Origin of the sequence: Pseudomonas laurylsulfativorans (genome assembly GCF_002906155.1) — a bacterium.
Classification (GTDB): domain Bacteria; phylum Pseudomonadota; class Gammaproteobacteria; order Pseudomonadales; family Pseudomonadaceae; genus Aquipseudomonas; species Aquipseudomonas laurylsulfativorans.
The window spans coordinates 868,572-887,838 of sequence record NZ_MUJK01000001.1; the positions used below are offsets into that span (position 1 = coordinate 868,572).

15 protein-coding genes are annotated in these 19,267 nt (G+C 61.1%); 12 read left to right on the forward strand and 3 right to left on the reverse strand.

Annotated features, from left to right (window positions below):
• Window positions 1-325: 325 nt before the first annotated feature.
• The 4 genes from efeU to efeO (B0D71_RS03910) are packed head-to-tail and all read left to right on the forward strand — an operon-like array spanning window position 326 to window position 4,553.
• Window positions 326-1,165, forward strand: coding sequence for an iron uptake transporter permease EfeU (gene efeU / locus B0D71_RS03895; protein WP_103393557.1), 840 nt, complete (start codon window positions 326-328; stop codon window positions 1,163-1,165).
• An 8-nt stretch (window positions 1,166-1,173) separates the two neighbouring features.
• Window positions 1,174-2,373 (forward strand): iron uptake system protein EfeO, encoded by a 1,200-nt coding sequence (gene efeO / locus B0D71_RS03900; RefSeq protein ID WP_103393558.1) that lies wholly within the window; start codon window positions 1,174-1,176, stop codon window positions 2,371-2,373.
• A 17-nt stretch (window positions 2,374-2,390) separates the two neighbouring features.
• Window positions 2,391-3,701, forward strand: a complete 1,311-nt coding sequence (efeB, locus tag B0D71_RS03905; RefSeq protein WP_103393559.1) for an iron uptake transporter deferrochelatase/peroxidase subunit — start codon at window positions 2,391-2,393, stop codon at window positions 3,699-3,701.
• Window positions 3,702-3,728: 27 nt separating this feature from the next.
• Entirely contained in the window at window positions 3,729-4,553 is an 825-nt protein-coding gene (gene efeO / locus B0D71_RS03910) for an iron uptake system protein EfeO (protein ID WP_103393560.1), read from the forward strand.
• A 103-nt stretch (window positions 4,554-4,656) separates the two neighbouring features.
• On the opposite strand, the gene pssA is transcribed toward efeO (B0D71_RS03910), so the two are convergent.
• Window positions 4,657-6,000, reverse strand: coding sequence for a CDP-diacylglycerol--serine O-phosphatidyltransferase (gene pssA / locus B0D71_RS03915; protein WP_103393561.1), 1,344 nt, complete (start codon window positions 5,998-6,000; stop codon window positions 4,657-4,659).
• A 215-nt stretch (window positions 6,001-6,215) separates the two neighbouring features.
• Here pssA and B0D71_RS03920 point away from each other — a divergent pair, with 215 nt between their 5' ends.
• The 3 genes from B0D71_RS03920 (at window position 6,216) to B0D71_RS03930 (ending at window position 8,282) form a co-directional block, all read left to right on the forward strand.
• Window positions 6,216-6,779, forward strand: a complete 564-nt coding sequence (locus B0D71_RS03920) for a TetR/AcrR family transcriptional regulator (RefSeq protein WP_103393562.1) — start codon at window positions 6,216-6,218, stop codon at window positions 6,777-6,779.
• A gap of 55 nt (window positions 6,780-6,834) precedes the next feature.
• On the forward strand, window positions 6,835-7,311 hold the full coding sequence (locus tag B0D71_RS03925; RefSeq protein ID WP_103393563.1) for a nuclear transport factor 2 family protein: 477 nt from the start codon (window positions 6,835-6,837) through the stop codon (window positions 7,309-7,311).
• Window positions 7,312-7,502: 191 nt separating this feature from the next.
• Window positions 7,503-8,282: a TSUP family transporter gene (locus tag B0D71_RS03930; RefSeq protein WP_103393564.1), complete on the forward strand. Its 780-nt coding sequence runs from the start codon at window positions 7,503-7,505 to the stop codon at window positions 8,280-8,282.
• Here the strand turns inward: B0D71_RS03930 and nudC are convergent.
• Window positions 8,250-9,080 (reverse strand): NAD(+) diphosphatase, encoded by an 831-nt coding sequence (nudC, locus tag B0D71_RS03935; protein ID WP_103393565.1) that lies wholly within the window; start codon window positions 9,078-9,080, stop codon window positions 8,250-8,252. The two genes, B0D71_RS03930 and nudC, sit on opposite strands and share 33 nt — an antisense overlap.
• Before the next feature lie 6 nt (window positions 9,081-9,086).
• Window positions 9,087-9,899 (reverse strand): crotonase/enoyl-CoA hydratase family protein, encoded by an 813-nt coding sequence (locus B0D71_RS03940; RefSeq protein ID WP_103393566.1) that lies wholly within the window; start codon window positions 9,897-9,899, stop codon window positions 9,087-9,089.
• Window positions 9,900-10,459: 560 nt separating this feature from the next.
• Here B0D71_RS03940 and glgA point away from each other — a divergent pair.
• Genes glgA through B0D71_RS03965 form a run of 5 tightly spaced genes read left to right on the forward strand, consistent with a single transcriptional unit; the run spans window position 10,460 to window position 19,074 of the window.
• Window positions 10,460-12,043, forward strand: a complete 1,584-nt coding sequence (gene glgA, locus B0D71_RS03945) for a glycogen synthase GlgA (protein ID WP_103393567.1) — start codon at window positions 10,460-10,462, stop codon at window positions 12,041-12,043.
• A 12-nt stretch (window positions 12,044-12,055) separates the two neighbouring features.
• Window positions 12,056-13,855 carry a malto-oligosyltrehalose trehalohydrolase gene (gene treZ / locus B0D71_RS03950; RefSeq protein WP_103393568.1) on the forward strand — a complete coding sequence of 600 codons (1,800 nt, stop codon included), beginning with the start codon at window positions 12,056-12,058 and terminating at the stop codon, window positions 13,853-13,855.
• The gene (malQ, locus tag B0D71_RS03955; RefSeq protein WP_103393569.1) at window positions 13,848-15,926 is read left to right on the forward strand and encodes a 4-alpha-glucanotransferase; all 2,079 of its coding nucleotides are present in this window, start codon (window positions 13,848-13,850) and stop codon (window positions 15,924-15,926) included. Before treZ ends, malQ begins: the two co-directional genes overlap by 8 nt.
• Window positions 15,923-18,718 (forward strand): malto-oligosyltrehalose synthase, encoded by a 2,796-nt coding sequence (locus tag B0D71_RS03960; RefSeq protein ID WP_103393570.1) that lies wholly within the window; start codon window positions 15,923-15,925, stop codon window positions 18,716-18,718. The genes malQ and B0D71_RS03960 overlap by 4 nt, the downstream gene beginning before the upstream one ends.
• Window positions 18,719-18,738: 20 nt before the next feature.
• A complete protein-coding gene (locus B0D71_RS03965; protein WP_103393571.1) occupies window positions 18,739-19,074 on the forward strand; it encodes a DUF2934 domain-containing protein in 336 nt (111 codons plus the stop codon).
• Window positions 19,075-19,267 lie beyond the last annotated feature (193 nt).

Here is a 19,267-nt window from a genome sequence, read left to right on the forward strand (position 1 = left end):
GCCGCCTCGCTTTGGCTTTGGTTTTTGATCTTCTTGCCCCCTCGAGAGGCCGAACGAAACGGGCAAGAGCCCTTGGTTACTTGGGGTTGGGCGGCATTCCGTTTTTCCAAGTGACCCGCCGTAAGGGGCAGCAATGGATATGTACACCTCATGGAAAATAGTCGGCAATCAGGCCGCCATCGCTGGCAAGCCAGCTCCTACCGGGTAAAGCGTGATCTTCAGGACCGTTCAGCTTAGGTTCAGGTAATTGTCAATCAATGCCATATGGGAATGAGTGTCATTATGTTACAAATTAGCTCCCTATCTAAATTCGAGACGCCGCTGAATGCTTGTTCCTTTCCTGATCATGCTGCGCGAAGGTGTCGAGGCCGCGCTGATCGTTGGCATTATCGCCAGTTACCTCAAACAGACCGGTCGCGGCCAATGGCTGCCGGCGATGTGGATCGGGGTGTTTCTTGCTATCACGCTCGCCCTGCTGGTAGGCGGTGGTCTGGAACTGGTCAGTGCCGAGTTTCCGCAGAAACAACAGGAGCTATTTGAGGGCATTGTTGGACTGGTCGCCGTCGGCATTCTCAGCTCCATGGTGTTCTGGATGCGCAAGGTAGCGCGTTCGATCAAGCATTCATTGCACCAGTCCCTTGACCACGCATTGACCGGTTCCGGACACCAGGTGATCGCACTGATCGCCATGGTGTTTTTCGCCGTGGCCCGCGAAGGCCTGGAAACAGTGTTTTTCCTGCTCGCGGTATTCCAGCAAAGCGAAGGCCCGGCAGCACCGATCGGCGCCCTGCTCGGTTTGGTCCTGGCCATCGTCATCGGTTTCCTGATCTACAGCGGCAGCATGCGCCTGAACCTCGCGGCGTTCTTTCGCTGGACCGGCCTGTTCATCCTGGTGGTGGCAGCCGGCATCCTCGCCAACTCGGTGCAGGCACTGCACGAAGCCGGGCTCTGGAATCACCTGCAAACCGTGCTGTTCGACTTCAGCACAACCCTGCCGATGGACGGCCCGCTGGGCTCGGTGCTGGCCGGCATGTTCGGTTACCAGGATGCGCCGACCGTCAGCACCCTGGGTGCGTACCTGATCTATCTGCTGGTGGCGCTGGTGATGTTCTTCTCCCCGGCCGGCGCACCTGCCAAGCAACCTTCTTCCGCTTCCAGCCAGTAAGGGCTCCCATGCCAAACCAAGCCCCAATCCAGGCTTCCCCTCCCCGCGCCTTGCGCTGGGCGCTGGCCGGTTCGGTGATCGTGATGATCGCCGCCGGCGGCCTGTTCTACTACGCGTCGAAAATGGCGGCGGCCAAACGCCAGGCCAACCACGACGAAGTGGTGGTGACCATCCACCCGCACAGTTGCGAACCCAATGCCCTCACCGTCCCGGCCGGGCGCGCCAGCTTTCGGATCGTCAACCGCTCCGACCGGGCCGTGGAATGGGAGATCCTCGACGGCGTGCTGGTCATCGAAGAGCGGGAAAACATCGCACCCGGTTTGAGCCAGGTCATCAATGCCAACCTGCTGCCCGGTGACTACACCATCACTTGCGGACTGCTGAGCAACCCGCGTGGCACCTTGCATGTCACGCCAACAGCGGCCTCCGAGGCCGCCGCCAGCGCCCGGCCATCGATGGTCGCGTTTGTCGGACCACTGTCGGAGTTCCGTGTGTACCTGAGCAGCCAGGGCACCGCGCTGATCAAGGCCGTCACCGCCCTGCAGCAAGCCATCGACTCCGGTGACCTGGACCAGGCGCAAGCCTTGTATGTGCCGGCCCGCGCCGCCTATCAGCGTGTGGCGCCTGCCGCCCAACGCCTGGCGGAACTGGACAACGCCATCAATGCCCGCGCCGACTATTTCGAACAACGTGAACAGGATCCCGGCTTCGTGGGCTTTCACCGCATCGAATACGCATTGTTTCAACAGCGCAGCCTCGCGAACCTGGCGCCGATTGCCCAGCGCCTGCTGACAGATGTCACCACCCTCAAACAACAGCTGTTGGCCCAGTCACTGCCGCCGGAGCAACTGGTGAGCATCATGGTGCGCAATCTCAACAGCATTGCCGATGTCCGTGCCAGTAGCGGCGAGGAAGAACGTTACAGCCATAGCGACCTGAACGGCTTCGCCGCCAACCTTGATGCCGCCCTCAAAGCCGTCGACCTGTTGCGTCCGTTGCTGAGCAAATCCGCGGCCGGGCTGTTGCCGAAAATCGACAGTGCCCTCAACGCCTTCGATGCCGAACTCAATGGTTTGAAGGTCAGCGACGGTTACGCCAGCTACGACAGCGTCAACGCCGGGCAGCGCAAACAGATCGCCGACAAGGCCAAGGCACTGGCCGCCGCCCTCGACGCAATCGATCCCGCCCTTGGCCTTTCCGGCCTGTAAGCAGAAGACGCCAACCTATGAATGATCCAGAGCAATTCAACCTCCAGCGTCGCCGTGTACTGATGGGCATGGGCGCCGCCGGTGTCGCCCTTGCAGGCTCAGCACTCAGTTGCCCGGCCATGGCCGCCAGCCCCGCGCAAGTCGCCGAAGCGCCGAGCAGCGACAAGACCTTGGACCGCCACGCGTTCCATGGCCAACACCAGACCGGCATTGTCACGCCACGCCCGGCGTCCGGCATGCTGGTGTCGTTCGATGTGCTGGCCAGCGACCGTGAGGACCTTGAGCGGCTGTTTCGCACCCTGAACCAGCGGATTGAGTTCCTGATGAAAGGCGGTCCGGTGACCCAGGTCGATCCGAAACTGCCACCCGTGGACTCGGGCATCCTCGGTCCGGTGGTGACCCCGGATAACCTGACCATCACAGTGTCAGTGGGTGAATCGCTGTTCGACGAGCGATTTGGCCTGACCAACGCCAAGCCCAAGCGGCTGATACGCATGGTCGGCTTCCCCAACGACGCGCTGGAAGCCGATTGCTGCCATGGCGACTTGAGCATCCAGTTCTGCTCCAACACCGCCGACACCAACATCCACGCCCTGCGTGACATCGTGAAAAACCTGCCGGACCTGCTGCTGGTGCGCTGGAAACAGGAAGGCAGCGTGCCGCCCCAGGCCCCGGCGAAACCCGGCGTGCCAGCACAGAGCGCACGCAATTTCCTCGGTTTTCGCGACGGTTCGGCCAACCCCGACTCCAACGACGCCAAGACCATGGACAGCATTGTCTGGGTGCAACCCGGCAGCGATGAACCGGCGTGGGCCGCCAACGGCAGCTATCAGGCCGTGCGGATCATCCGCAACTTCGTCGAGCGCTGGGACCGCACACCGTTGCAGGAACAGGAAAGCATTCTCGGCCGGGTCAAAAGCACTGGCGCACCCATGGGCGGTGCCCACGAAACCGAAGTGCCGGACTACAGCACAGACCCTGCAGGCAAGCTGACCCGGCTCGACGCGCACATCCGCCTGGCCAACCCGCGCACCGCCGCGACCCAGGCCAACCTGATCCTGCGCCGGCCGTTCAACTACTCCAACGGCGTGAACAAGAACGGCCAGCTCGACATGGGCCTGCTGTTCATCTGCTACCAGGCCGACCTGGAGAAAGGCTTCATCACCGTGCAAACCCGACTCAACGGCGAACCGCTGGAGGAATACCTCAAGCCTGTGGGCGGCGGCTACTTCTTCACGCTGCCCGGTGTCACCAGCGAACAGGATTTCATCGGTCGCTCGCTGCTCAATGCCACACAACCCGCTCGTCAATCAAAAGCAACCGCCTAACCAACACATCCCTCACGGAACCGCCCCATGAAAAAGTCACCTCTCGCGTTAATGCTGACCCTTGGCTTGCTCAACACTTCGCTTTCGGCCTTCGCTGCGACAGCGCCGCTGGACCTGGTGGGGCCGGTCTCGGACTACAAGATTTACGTGACCGAACAACTGGACGAGCTGGCCAGCCACACCCAGCAATTCACCGACGCCGTGAAAAAGGGCGACCTGGCCACCGCGCAAAAACTCTACGCGCCGACTCGCGTCTACTACGAGTCGATCGAGCCGATCGCCGAGCTATTCAGTGATCTGGATGCGTCCATCGACTCTCGCGTCGACGACCACGAAAAAGGCGTGAAAGCCGAAGACTTCACCGGTTTCCACCGCCTCGAATACTCGCTGTTCTCGGAAAAGAGCATCAAAGACCTGGGTGAACTGGCTGACGGTTTGAACAAAGACGTGAAAGACCTGCAAACCCGTGTGGCCGGCCTGACCTTCCCGCCTGAGAAAGTCGTGGGTGGCGCCGCTGCGCTGCTCGAAGAAGTGGCGGCGACCAAGATCTCCGGTGAAGAAGACCGCTACAGCCACACTGACCTCTATGACTTGCAGGGCAACATCGACGGCGCGAAGAAAATCGTCGACCTGTTCCGTCCGCAGATCGAGAAGCAGGACGCGGCGTTCGTGGCCAAGGTCGACAAGAACTTCGCCACCGTGGACAAGGTCCTGGCCAGGTACAAGACCAAGGATGGCGGTTTCGAGACCTATGACAAGGTGAAGGACGCCGACCGTAAAGCCCTCGTCGGCCCGGTCAACACCCTGGCTGAAGACTTGTCGACTTTGCGCGGAAAGCTCGGTTTGAACTAGTTTTTCAGCGCCTGAGCGGCCCCCTTCGCTGGCAAGCCAACTCCTACAGGTTAATCGTATATGTCCTGTAGGAGCTGGCTTGCCAGCGAAGCTTTTTCAGACCTTAGAGGATTCGGTAAAGCAACCGCTCGATCCGCACACGACTCACGCGCTTGAGGAACTTGGCCACGCCCATCGGGTATTCGGCGAGGGTTTCCAGGTTCTGGAAGCGCTCGATACGACGGGTGTGCTGGAAGATTTCTGCAAGCTCATGACGACGCGGTTCCAGCAGTTCGCCTTGGGGATCATCGATCAACAAGGCGTTTTCCAGATCAAGTCGAAACGCCCGCGGGTTGAGGTTATTGCCAGTCAGCAAGGTATAGCGCTGGTCGATCCACATGCCCTTGAGGTGATAGGTATTGTCGCCATCACGCCACAAATGCAGGTTCAACTGGCCGCTGTCGATGTTGCGCTGATGGCGCTTGGCGAACCGACGCAAGCTGATTTCGTACAGGTACGGCAGCGCCGAAATGACCCGGAACGGTTCGCTCGGCGGAATGTAGAAGTCGTTGGCCGTCTTGTCGCCGACCACAATGTCGATCTTCACCCCACGGGCCAGCGCGCGGTTGATCTCGCGGATGATCGCCAGCGGCAGGTTGAAGTACGGCGTGCAAATGGTCAGCTGCTGCTGGGCGCTGGCGATCAGCTCGCAAATCACCCGGTTCAGCGGATTGTTCTTGCCAACGCCGAGCAGCGGGCTGACTGACAAACCCGTCCTGTCAGTGGTGCCCAGCGTGGTGTCGTACGCCGCGTGCTTGAGGCGGCTGCGCAGGTCGCCGATGTCATTGCGCAGGCTGCGGGTGGTCGGCAGGTTCGGCAGGTCAAGGCGGTGCACCGCTTTGGAAGCCACCAGACCGTGCTGCACCAGGTGCTGCATCGAATCGGCCAGTTCGCGATTGTGCAGCAGGTGATAGCGGTCGTAGCGGTACTTGTCGAACTTGTGCAGATAGACGTTGTTCAGGCTCGCGCCGCTGTAGATCACACAGTCATCGATCACGAAGCCTTTAAGGTGCAACACGCCGAACAGCTCGCGGGTCTGTACCGGGACGCCATAGATCGGCACTTCACTTGCGTGGGTGCGGGTCATTTCCTGATACCAGGCCGAGTTGCCGGGTTGCTTGCCGGCACCGATCAGGCCGCGCTGGGCGCGCAACCAGTCAACCACCACCACCACGTCCAGTTCCGGACGCGCCAGCTTGGCCGCGTGCAAGGCATCGAGAATTTCCTGGCCGGCTTCATCCTGTTGCAGGTACAGCGCAACGATATAAATGCGCCGTGTCGCGCTGGCGATTTTCTCCAGCAGGCAACGACGGAATTCAGCGGCGCCAGAGAGGATGCTGACGGCATCGGCCTTCAGCGGAAAACTGCGCAGTTTGGGCAGCAGGGAGCGTTTGAAAAGCGACGGCATAGGGCTCGCAATGGGTCGAATCCGAAGAACCCGAGAGCTTACACCATCGATGGGTTTGGGTCTTGTTGGCGTCTGTCCTGACGCCATCGCTGGCAAGCCAGCTCCTACAGGAGAACGCGCGCTCCTGTAGGAGCTGGCTTGCCAGCGATAGCAATGCCTGGGTCACGCAAAAATAACAATTGACCAAGGAGAACGATCGTTCTACTGTTGGCCGCATGAACGAAATTACTATCAATGACACACGCGACATCATTCTGGATGTCACCGAAAAGTTGATCTACAAAAGTGGCATCGCCGCCACTGGCATGGATCTCCTGGTGAAGACCGCCGGCGTCTCCAGAAAAAGTATCTACCGCTACTTCGCCAACAAGGACGATCTGGTGGTGGCCGCCCTGCAACGTCGCGACCAGCGCTGGATGCGCTGGTACAGAGGCGAAGTCGACCAGGCACAAACCCCGGCCGAACGCCTGCTCAACCTGTTTAGCGTGCTCAAGTCGTGGTTCGCCAGCGAAGGCTTTCGCGGCTGCGCCTTCATCAACACCAGTGGTGAAACCGGCGACCCGCAAGACCCGGTGCGCCTGGTCGCCAAAGACCATAAACAAAAGCTGCTCGACTACCTGTGCGAGCTGTGTACCGAACAGGGTGCCGAGGATCCGCAGATGCTGGCCAGACAACTGCTGATCCTGATCGATGGTGCCATTACCGTAGCACTTGTAATGGGTGATCACAGTGCCGCCGATAATGCGCAATGCATGGCGCGAAAGTTATTGGACCTGTAGCAACCTGATCAAGCTCGACAGTTGTTTTAACTTTAACTTGATACGGAGAGTTGAAATGTCTAATGCAGAAGTTCGTCCACCATTGCCCCCTTTCACCCGTGAATCAGCCATTGAAAAAATTCGCCTGGCTGAAGACGGCTGGAACTCCCGCGATCCCGGGCGCGTGTCCCTGGCCTACACCCTGGACACCCAATGGCGTAATCGCGCCGAGTTCGCCCACAACCGCGAAGAAGCCAAGGCTTTCCTGACCCGCAAATGGGCCAAGGAACTGGATTATCGACTGATCAAGGAACTCTGGGCCTTTACCGACAACCGCATCGCCGTGCGTTATGCCTATGAATGGCACGATGACTCGGGCAACTGGTTCCGCTCCTACGGCAACGAAAACTGGGAGTTCAACGAGGACGGCCTGATGGCCCGCCGCTTCGCCTGCATCAACGACATGCCGATCAAGGAAAGCGAGCGCAAGTTCCACTGGCCGCTGGGGCGTCGTCCTGATGATCATCCGGGTTTGTCGGATCTGGGCCTGTAATCCGACCTGACGCTGATCCCTGTAGGAGCTGGCTCGCCAGCGATACCGATCTGACATTCAACATCAATGTTGAATTTGATGACGCCATCGCTGGCAAGCCAGCTCCTACAATGGTGTTGTGTTGTTCGGGTGGGTAAGATGTCGCCCCTTCCCCGCAGCCTCTTTCTGCACCCGCCGAATAAGCCGATCCCATGCCTTTCGAACTCAGCGTTGACCTCTCCACCCTGGCCATCCTGGCCATTGTCGCTTTTGTTGCCGGCTTCATCGACGCCATCGCTGGTGGCGGTGGACTGTTGACCACGCCGGCCCTGCTGACTGCCGGCCTGCCACCGCATCTGGTGCTGGGCACCAACAAGCTCAGTTCGACCTTCGGTTCGGCCATTGCCAGCTTCACTTTCTACCGACGCAAACTGTTCCACCCCGCACAATGGGTGCACGCCATCGTCGGCACCTTGGTTGGCGCCCTGACCGGCGCCGTCGTCGCGCACTATCTGCCGGCGGAATGGCTGAACAAAATGCTGCCGGTGATCGTCTTCGCCTGTGGCGTTTACCTGTTGTTTGGTGGCACGCCGAAAGCACCGTTGGACAACAACGCACCGATCAAGAAAAAGTGGCAGTCGACCCAGGGCTTCAGCCTAGGGTTCTATGACGGCGTGGCCGGTCCCGGTACGGGCGCGTTCTGGACCGTGAGCAGCCTGCTGCTGTACCCCATCGACCTGGTCAAGGCCAGCGGTGTGGCGCGCAGCATGAACTTCGTCAGCAACGCGGCGGCGCTGTCGATCTTCATCTTTTCCGGTCAGGTGGACTGGATCATCGGCCTGTGCATGGGCTCGTCGTTGATGGTCGGCGCTTTTTTCGGCGCCCGCACCGCCATCAGCGGCGGTGCGAAATTCATTCGACCGGTGTTCATCACCGTGGTGCTGGGCTTGACCGTGCGTCTAGCCTGGCAGCACTGGTTCAGCGTGGCCTAAGCGCCGCGCCACGTAGACGTCGATCAGGTAACGGGCAATCGAGCGTGACGCCGGCAACGGCGGCAGCTCATGCACGTTGAACCACTGGGCGTCCTCGATCTCGTCTTCCTGACAGACGATCTCGCCTCCGGCATATTCGGCATGAAAGCCGAGCATCATCGAGTGCGGGAATGGCCAGCACTGGCTGCCCAGATACTGGATGTTCTTGACCTCGATGCTCACCTCTTCGCGAACCTCGCGAATCAGGCAGTCCTCGGCCGATTCCCCCGGTTCGGCAAAACCTGCCAATGTGCTGTAGACGCCCGTGACGAAACGCGGTGAACGCGCCAGCAGGATTTCATCACCACGAGTGACCAATACAATCATGCTCGGCGAAATTCGCGGATAACTGCGCAAATCGCATGGCTGGCAATACATTGCCCGCTCCCGCGGCACTTGCGTCATGGCCTGCCCGCAGTTGCCGCAAAAGCGGTGCTCGCGGGCCCAGGTGCCGATTTGCGCGGCGTAACCGAGCACCTTGTAGACCGTGTGATCGCCTTCCAGCATGAACGCCCGCAGGCCTTTCCAGTTGCAGCCCGGCACCTCGCTTTGGCTGCGCAGCTCCAGCAGGTAGACCGGTTCGCCATCGAGATGACCGATGCCATGTTCGGCAATAATCGACAGGTCCTGACGCTTGAGCCATTCACGCGCAAACAGTGCGCCATTGTCATCGAACAGAAAGCCTTCGGGGCTGCGGGCAACGGCCCAGCCGCCGGGTTGATCGGTGTCCAGTACTGCAGTGGTCCAGCGAGGAATCATGGTTAATCAATCCAGAAATTCAGGTTTCTGTTTGCTCATATGGGCGGCCATGGCCACGCGCAAATCGGTGGATTGCAGCATGGCGGCGTTCCAGGTGGCGATGTATTCGAGGCCGTCATCAATACGATGGTCACGCATGTAGCTGATCATCTCCTTGGTGCCGGTGACGGCAATCGGCGACTTGCTGGCGATTTCCCGGGCAATGCCCATGACGCCGTCGAGCAGGCTGGCGTTGTCGCTGTAGACGCGATTGACCAGGCCCATGCCCCGCGCTTCGTCGGCGCCGAAGGTGCGACCAGTGTAAGCCAGTTCACGCAGCATGCCGTCACCGATGATCCGCGGCAAGCGTTGCAACGTGCCGACGTCGGCGGCCATGCCGATGTCGATTTCCTTGATCGAAAACTGTGCGTCCTCGGCGGCGTAACGCATGTCGCACGCGGCAATCAGGTCGATGGCGCCGCCCAGGCAGTATCCCTGAATCGCTGCCAGCACCGGTTTGCGGCAGTTATCGACAGCATTGAACGACGCTTGCAGGGTAAGGATCTTGCGCCGCAACAGGCGCGCATTGCGGCCCACGTCCTTGCCCAGTTCATTGGCCACGCCGGCCAGCATCATCAGGTCGATGCCCGAAGAGAAATGCTTGCCGGCCCCGCTGAGGACCACCACGCGCACTTCATCGGTGTCGTCGATCCACTGGAAGATCTCGACGATCTCGCTCCAGAACGCGGCGTTCATCGAGTTGATCTTCTCCGGGCGGTTGATCTGCACATGGGCGATTTTATCGACCAGTTCGACGTTGAACGCGCTGTACTGAGACATGCCAGTGATCCTTTTGCGGGCAAAAAATGAGGCCCGAACTATAACAAGGCATCAAGGTGGGCAGTAAGGCAGTGCTTCGGCCAAATGCGGGACTGCCATGAGCGCACCACAATAGTGCAACGCCGCCAAAGCGTGTCGCACATTTATGTGACTGCCCGGTGACTTTTTGAGGCCAAAACGCAAAAAAACATGCACTTCGTCGGGGCGTTTGCACCCGGATCAGGCACGTCCGTACCGCTACAAACCGATTGTCGAACAATTTTGCCATCTGGCCTTTACCGCTCTAAGTTCTGGCCTAGACTCATTTTCTCGAAGCGAAACCGGTCGGTCACAAAGTGGAAAAATAGTCGAAACTTTTTCCAATCCCGATCGGTCCTCTGACAAGAAGGTGCGTTACGACTGGTGCAATCTTTGCAACGGCTCATTCACCCATTCTGCTTCAGCGCATTGGGCAGCGCTTGCTCACTGATGCGTAGCGCGATTGCGCCCGGCCACGTGAATTGGCCATGAAACACCGTTTGCCAGACCTAAGAATTAGATCAACAACACGGGAGATTCATATGATCAGTACGGCTTTGGAAATACAGGGAGAGCGTGCTCATCAGGTCGGCGAATCGAGCGCCGTGACTGCCGCAAACACCCAACCCGTCAACGTTCCTGGCACCAGGACGCTGACCCCGGCAGCCAACCAGAATCCGAACCGTAAGAAGGTCTTGTTCGTCACCTCGGAAATTGCCGACCTGGTGAAAACCGGCGGCCTGGGCGACGTTTCCGCGGCGCTGCCACGGGCCATGGCTCATCTGCACGATGTGCGGGTGTTGATCCCGGGTTACCCGCAGGTGCTGCACAGCGAAAATCCGATCCATATCATCGGCGAACTCGGCGGCCATGCTGCGCTGCCACCGTGCAAGATCGGGCGCATGGACATGCCCGATGGTCTGGTCATTTACGTGCTGATCTGCCCCGAACTCTACGAGCGCGAAGGCTCGCCCTACGGCGCCAACAACGGTCGCGACTGGCCGGACAACCATATCCGTTTCGCCCGCCTGGGCCTGGCGGCAGCCGATATCGCCGCCAACCTCGCGCAAATCCACTGGTGCCCGGATCTGGTGCATGCCCACGACTGGCCAGCCGGCCTGGCCCCGGCCTATATGCACTGGCGCGGGCAGCGCACGCCGACGCTGTTCACCATTCACAACCTGGCTTATCAAGGCGTGACCAGCCTGGGCTCGTGCCCCGAACTGGGCATCCCTCATCACGCGCTGCAACAGGAAGGCATGGAGTTCTACGGCAAGATGTCGTTCCTCAAGGCCGGCATGGCCTATTCGAGCCACATCACCACGGTCAGCGCGACCTACGCCCAGGAAATCACCACTCCGGACTTCGGCTGCGGTCTCGACGGCTTCCTCGCCGCCAAGACCCAGCAAGGCCTGCTCAGCGGGATTCCCAACGGTATCGATGAAAGCTGGGATGCAGCGACCGACCCGCACCTGTTCTGCCCGTTCGAGATCGGCGACTGGGATGGCAAGGCGGTCAACGCCGCCCATGTCCGCGAGCTGTTCGGCCTGGAAGACTCCGAAGGCCCACTGTTTGCGGTCGTTTCGCGACTGGTTTATCAGAAAGGTCTGGACCTCACTGAGGCGGTCTCCGAATTCATCGTCAAATCCGGCGGCCAGATCGCGATCATCGGCCGTGGCGAGCCAGAAGAAGAACAGTCGATGCGCGAACTGGCCCTGCGCTTCCCCGGGCAGATCGGCGTGCGCATTGGCTTCAACGAAACCGACGCCCGGCGCATGTTCGCCGGTAGTGACTTCCTGCTGATGCCCTCGCGTTACGAGCCATGCGGCCTGAGCCAGATGTACGCCCAGCGCTTCGGCTCGTTGCCGGTGGCACGCAATACCGGTGGCCTGGCCGACACCATCGAGAACGGCGTGACCGGTTTCCTGTTCGATGAATCCACGGTGCAGAGCTATCAGGAAGCCCTGAGCCGTGCGTTCAAGGTGTTCGCCTTTCCCGACCTGCTGCACGCCATGCGCTGCCGGGCCATGGCAGCACCGTTCAACTGGTGCAAGGCGGTCGAACCCTACGCCGAACTCTACGAACAGCTTGTGGCTAAAGCGCTGGGGAAATCGCACAAACAGTAAGAGGCTTTCAAGATGCCGTTACGGACCCTTGAGACCTGGCCCCACGGCGCAATCATGCTGGACGCAGAGCACACGCGATTCGCGTTGTGGGCGCCAGATGCGTTTTACGTCAGTGTCGAACTGGAAAATGGACAGTCCTTGCCGTTGCTGCCCCAGGCCGACGGCTGGTTCGTGATCAACACCCGATGCCCGGCAGGTACGCGTTACCGCTACAGCATCGACGGCGAACTGGAAGTGCCCGACCCGGCCTCCCGCGCCCAGGCAGGCGATATTGACCGGCACAGTGTGGTGGTCGATCCGCTGGCCTATGCGTGGCAGCACAGTGCCTGGCTGGGACGGCCATGGAACGAAGCGGTGATCTACGAGTTGCATGTCGGTGCGCTCGGCGGCTTCAGTGCCGTCGAGCAGCACCTGGCGCGGCTGGTCGAACTCGGCATCAGCGCGATCGAGCTGATGCCCATCGCGCAGTTTCCCGGTGAGCGCAATTGGGGTTATGACGGCGTCCTGCCCTACGCGCCCCAGGCTTCATATGGCTCCCCCGAGCAGCTCAAGCACTTGATCGACACCGCCCACGGCCATGGGCTGGCGGTGATTCTCGACGTGGTCTACAACCACTTCGGCCCGCACGGCAATTACCTGCATCGTTATGCCAAGGGCTTTTTTCGCGAAGACAAACACACGCCGTGGGGCGCGGCCATCGACTTGGGCCGTCGCGAAGTACGAGACTTCTTCATCGAAAACGCCTTGATGTGGCTGCTGGAATACCGTTTCGACGGTTTACGCCTGGACGCGGTGCACGCCATCGAAGACCCGGATTTCCTCCAGGAGCTGGCCCAACGGGTGCACCAGCAGACGGGACCGGCGCGGCATGTCTGGCTGATGGTGGAGAACGAACACAACCAGGCCAGCCTGCTCGAACACGATTACGACGCGCAATGGAATGACGACGGCCACAACGCCCTGCACGTATTGCTCACCGGTGAAACCGAGGCCTATTACGCCGACTACGCGCAAAACCCCACCGAACAGCTGGCGCGCTGTCTGAGTCAGGGTTTCGTGTTCCAGGGTCATATCAACCGGCATGGTGTGGCGCGCGGCGAACCCAGCGGGCATTTGCCACCCAGTGCATTCATCCTGTTTTTGCAGAATCATGACCAGATCGGCAACCGGGCCTTCGGCGAGCGCCTGCATCAACTGGCCCACCCGCAAGCGCTACGGGCCGCCACGGTGTTGCTGCTGTTGTCGCCGATGATTCCGCTGCTGTTCATGGGCGACGAGTTTGCCGTCGAGCAACCCTTCCTGTTTTTCACCAGCCATCACGGTGAATTGGCCAAACAGGTTCGCGACGGTCGGCGCAACGAGTTCGCGGCGTTCAGCGCCTTTGCCGACCCGATCCTGCGCGAACACATTCCGGACCCGAATGATCCGCAGACGTTCTCAGCGTCCCGCCCTGTCCTGCCATCGACCGGCCACTGCGAGATGCACGACCTGTATCGCCGACTGTTGCAGATCCGTCACCGACACATCATCCCGCGCCTGCCGGGAGCCCAGGCATTGGGCGCCGATGTGCTGGGCCAAGGCGCGGTCAGTGCATCCTGGCGCTTGGGCGACGGCAGCCAACTGCGCATTGACCTGAACCTGAGCGCCAGGCCCGTAGTCCACACCTCACAGTCCGCTGCCACACGGTTGTTCGAATACCCGCCACAGAACGCAGGGCTGCTGGACCAAAACACCCTTGCCCCGTATTGCGCGCTCGTCAGCCTCACGGCCGCAGCCCCCTTTGTACCTCGTTTGGAGAGCGTCCATGAGTGATGCGCAACTGGAAATCCTGGCCAGCCGTGCCGGCCTCGCGGTCGATTGGATCGACGCCAACGGCCGCCCGCAAAAAGTCGCGCCGTCAGTGTTGCGCAACGTGCTGACCGGACTTGGCCACCCGGCCGGCAGTGCCCAGGAAATCGACGCCAGCCTGCTGGAATTGCAGGCGGCGCAACAGACCTCGCACTTGCCGCCTTTGATGACCGTCGATGTGGGTGCCGGCCTGGACCTGGCGCGTTTTTTCGAGCCCCAAACTCCTTGTGAAATCCACCTTGAGGACGGCTCGCGGCTCAACCTGAAACTGGACGCCAACTCGGTGCTGCCTGGGCTGGTACCGATCGGCTATCAACAGGTCAGCATCGACGGGCAAACTTTCACTCTGGCGGTGGCCCCGCCCCGTTGCTACAGCGTGGCCGACGCCGTGGACAACCCGATCCCGCGTGCCTGGGGCCTGAGCGTGCAGCTGTATGGATTACGCCGCCCCGGCGATGGCGGATTTGGTGACACCCAGGCGCTGGAGGATCTCGCCCGGGTGGCCGGTGAACGTGGTGCCGAGGCGCTGGCAATCAGCCCGTTGCATGCGATGTTTTCCAGTGACACCCAACGCTACAGCCCCTATTCGCCGTCCAGCCGTTTGTTTCTCAACAGCCTTTACTGCGCCCCCGGCACCATTCTCGGTGAACGCGCATTGCGTACCGCCATTGATACCACCGGCCTGGCCATTGAACTCAAGGCGCTGGAAGAGCGCCCGTTGATCGACTGGCCGGCCGCCGCCGAAGCCAAGCACCGGTTACTTCAGTCGCTCTATGAAGGTTTCGTCCAGGGTGAACACCCGTTGCACGAGGACTTCAGCAGTTTTCGTCACGCCGCTGGCGAAGCGCTGGAAAACCACTGTCGCTTCGAAGCCATCCAGGAGGCTCGCGCCGCCCGCGGCGAACACCTCGATTGGCGGCAGTGGCCCGAACCCTGGCGCAACCCGCGCAGCGCCGAACTGGCGGCATTCGCCGAAGAGAACGCCGGGCGAATCGGTTTCTTTGCCTTCTGTCAGTGGCTGATCACGCGTTGTCTGGAACGCGCGCAAACCGCCGCTCGCGCCAGCGGCATGAGTATCGGCCTGATCGCCGATCTGGCCGTTGGCGCCGATGGCGGTGGCAGCCAGGCCTGGAGTCGTCAGGACGAACTGCTAGCCTCCCTCACTGTCGGTGCGCCGCCGGACATTCTCAACCGCAGCGGCCAAGGGTGGGGGATTTCCGCGTTTTCCCCCGAAGGCCTGGTGCGCAATGGTTTCCGTGCCTTCATCGAAATGCTGCGGGCCAATTTCGCCCATTCCGGTGGTTTGCGCATCGATCACGTCATGGGCTTACAGCGTTTGTGGGTGATCCCCAACGGCTCTCCGCCGGCCGACGGCGCCTACCTGTATTACCCGGTGGACGATCTGCTGCGCTTGCTGACCCTGGAGTCCCATCGTCACCAGGCCATCGTCCTCGGCGAAGACCTCGGCACCGTACCGGACGGCCTGCGGGAAAAGCTCATCGCCCGTTCGATGCTCGGCATGCGGGTGTTGCTGTTCGAACAGGACAACACGCACTTCAAGCCGATCCTCGACTGGCCGGACAACGCCCTGGCGACCACCAGCACCCATGACCTGCCCACCCTCAACGGCTGGTGGCATGGTCGTGATATCGACTGGAACGCCCGGCTCGGCATGGTCGATGCCAGCGGTGAAATCGAATGGCGCCAGCACCGTGAACGTGAGCGCGAAGGCCTGCGCCGGGCGTTGAGCCAGGACCCGCAGAACTTTCGCGAAGAGTCCCACGAAACCGACCAGGTGCTCGACGCCAGCGTGCGCTTCCTCGGTCATACCCGGGCACCCTTGGTGCTGCTGCCGCTGGAAGATGCCCTTGGCGTGGAACAACAGGCCAACCTGCCGGGCACCATCGACACCCACCCGAACTGGTCGCGGCGCCTGCCCGGTTACAGCGAAGTCCTGCTCGATGGCGCGGATGCCGCGCGGCGCCTGGAACTGCTCGCCTGTGCGCGACTCCAGGCGGCCGAGCGTGATCGATGACTCAAGTGCCGACCCGACCACTGCGCGCCACCTTGCGCCTGCAATTTCACAAAGGCTTCACGCTCGAAGATGCCGTGCCACTGGTGCCGTATTTCGCCCGCCTCGGCATTAGCCATATCTATGCCTCTCCGCTGCTTCGTGCTCGCGCCGGGTCGATGCATGGCTACGACGTGGTCGACCCGACCCGGGTCAACCCGGAACTGGGCGGCGAGGTTGCACTACGCAGCCTGGTCAGCGCATTGCATGCGCAGAACATGGGCTTGATCCTCGACATCGTCTCCAACCACATGGCGGTCGGCGGCAGTGATAATCCCTGGTGGCTGGATTTGCTGGAGTGGGGACGCTTGAGCCCCTATGGCGAGTTTTTCGATATCCAGTGGCACTCACCTGATCCGTTGATGGAGGGCCAGTTACTCCTGCCGTTTCTCGGTAGTGACTACGGCGTCGCGTTGCAGGACGGCACCCTGCCCCTGCGCTTCGATGCCTGGCACGGCAGCTTTCATGTCGAGCACTACGAACACCGCTTCCCCATTTGCCCTTGGGATTACGGCGAATTGCTCAAGGTCGATGCGCCTCTCGAGACGCAACAGACCGAACAACTCAAGTCCCTGGCCGATCGCTTCAGCACCCTGAGCTACCAGACCGACGCCCACAGCCTGGCCATTCCACTGAAGGCAGAACTACGCGACCTGATCAGCGATCCGGCCATTGCCCAAGCCATTGAGCAGCACCTGAAAAACTACGATTCACTGACCGGCGGAGGCTTCCAGCGCCTGCACAACCTGCTGGAGCGCCAGAGCTATCGCCTGGCCAGTTGGCGCACCGCCGCCGATGACATCAACTGGCGGCGCTTCTTTGATATCAATGAGCTCGGCGGACTGCGTGTCGAGCGTCCCGCTGTGTTCGAAGCCACCCACGGGAAAATCTTCCAACTGGTGGCTGAAGGGCTGATCGACGGGTTGCGCATCGACCACATCGACGGCCTTGCCGACCCGCGGGGCTACTGCCGAAAACTGCGCCGTCGGGTCGACAGTCTGTCCCCGGGGCGCCATCTGCCCATCTATGTCGAAAAGATCCTCGGCGCAGGCGAAACCCTGCCTCGCGACTGGTCTGTGGATGGCACCACCGGCTACGAGTTCATGAACCAGTTGTCACTGCTGCAACATGATCCCCGGGGTGAGCAGGCACTGGCCGAACGCTGGCAGCGTCACAGCGAGCGGTCCGCCGACTTTTCCCTCGAGGCGCAGCTCGCGCGCCAGCAGATCCTCAATGGTTCCCTGGCCGGGGATTGCGAAAGCGTCGCCCAGGCCTTGCTGCAAGTGGCACGGGACAACCTCATGACCCGCGACCTGACCCTCGGCGCCATTCGCCGGGCCTTGCAGGCGTTGATCGTGCATTTCCCGGTGTACCGCACCTACATCAGTGCCCTTGGCCGTTCAGCCCAAGGCGAGGTGTTTTTCCAGCAGGCCATGGACGGCGCCCGCCAAACCCTGGGTGAGGCAGACTGGCCGGTGCTCGACTGCCTGGCCGGCTGGCTTGGCGGTGAGCCCTGGCGGCAACGCCCGGCCGGTCGCGCGCGCAAACGGCTCAAGCACGCCTGCGTACGTTTCCAGCAACTGACCTCACCGGCCGCGGCGAAAGCGGTGGAAGACACCGCGTTCTATCGGTCGGCCGTCCTGCTCTCGCGCAATGACGTGGGGTTCAACACCGGGCAGTTCAGTGCGCCGGTTGCCGACTTTCATCAAGCCTGCATCGAGCGTCTGCACAGCTTCGCGGACAATCTGCTGGCCAGCGCCACCCATGACCACAAGCGCGGCGAAGATACGCGGGCGCGGCTGGCGGTCTTGAGCGAACGCAATAGCTGGTATACCGACCAGATCGGCCTGTGGCGCGCCCTCGCCCGGCCATTGCGCAGTGACGATCAAGTGCCGTCGGCGGGTGACGAGTTGATTCTGTATCAGACGCTCCTCGGCAGTTGGCCGCTGGAGTTGGGTATCGATCATCCATCGTCGCTGGAGGACTACGCAAAACGCCTCTGGCAGTGGCAACGCAAAGCCTTGCGCGAAGCCAAACTGCAAAGCAGCTGGAGCGCTCCGAATGACGCTTATGAGCAAGCGACCGAGGATTTCATCCAACGCCTGCTGCTTAGCCCCGAAGGTGTGCTTTTGCGTACAGCCCTCGCCAAGGCTGCCCGGTCGATCGCCGTCCCCGGCGCGCTCAACGGATTGGCGCAAACCTTGCTGCGCATGACCGTGCCGGGCGTGCCGGATCTGTATCAGGGCAACGAGTTCTGGGACTTCAGCCTGGTCGATCCGGACAACCGTCGATCGGTGGATTACGCCAGCCGCCAGCAGGCGATGCAGCAACCTGCGGATCTACCCGATCTGCTGCCGAACTGGCGTGACGGGCGCATCAAGCAGGCCTTGATTGCGCGCACCCTGGGTTTGCGTGCCGAGCACGCCGAGCTGTTTCGGCGTGGCACCTACCAGGCCTTGGAAGTGGTGGGCAGCGAGGCCCATCGAGTGCTGGGTTTTGTCCGTGAACGGGAGGGAAAACGCGCCATCGTGATTGTGCCGATACGTTGTGCCGAACTGCTGGAAAACAGTGCCGAGCCACAGATCCACGCGCCGCTGTGGGGCGATACCCGGATCAAATTGCCGTTCACCGTCCCTGACGAACATCTGAAGGGACTTTTTTCCGGCGTCACAGTCACAAAACACAGGGAGCTGCTGGTCAGCGCCGCGCTGGGGGATTTCCCGGTCAATCTCATTATTCAAACGAGCCACACTTGAGTCAGTTCAGGAGCATTGCGATGAGTACCGACGATAAACGCATCCGCGAATTCGCCTATCAGATCTGGGAGTCCGAAGGAAAACCCGAAGGTCAGGAAGCCCGCCACTGGGAGATGGCGCGCAAGCTGGCAGAGGCCGAAGCCCTGGCCCCGAAAAAGTCACCGAAGGCCGCCGCCAGCAAAGCTGCGCCGAAGAAATCCGCTGACGCGAAACCCGTCCCGGACAAGACACTCAACGGCAAGACCGCCGCGCCGAAGACCAAGGCCAAACCAGCGGCGGCTTCGAAAGTGATCCCGCCGGGAGAAAAGGCCGCCGAGAAAAAGCCTCGGGCGCCGCGAAAACCGCCCGCAATTTGAGGCCGCCAGCCTTTGTCCTGATGGGGCTCGTAAAGAGTCAACATGGGTATTGAGTCTGATGGCCTCTTCGCGAGCAGGCTCGCTCCCACAAGGGATCAGCGTCGCTCACTAACCTGCGGTCCGTTCCCGATTTCTGTGGGAGCGAGCCTGCTCGCGAAAGCGCTTCAACATTCAATGCCAAGGTTGGCTGACA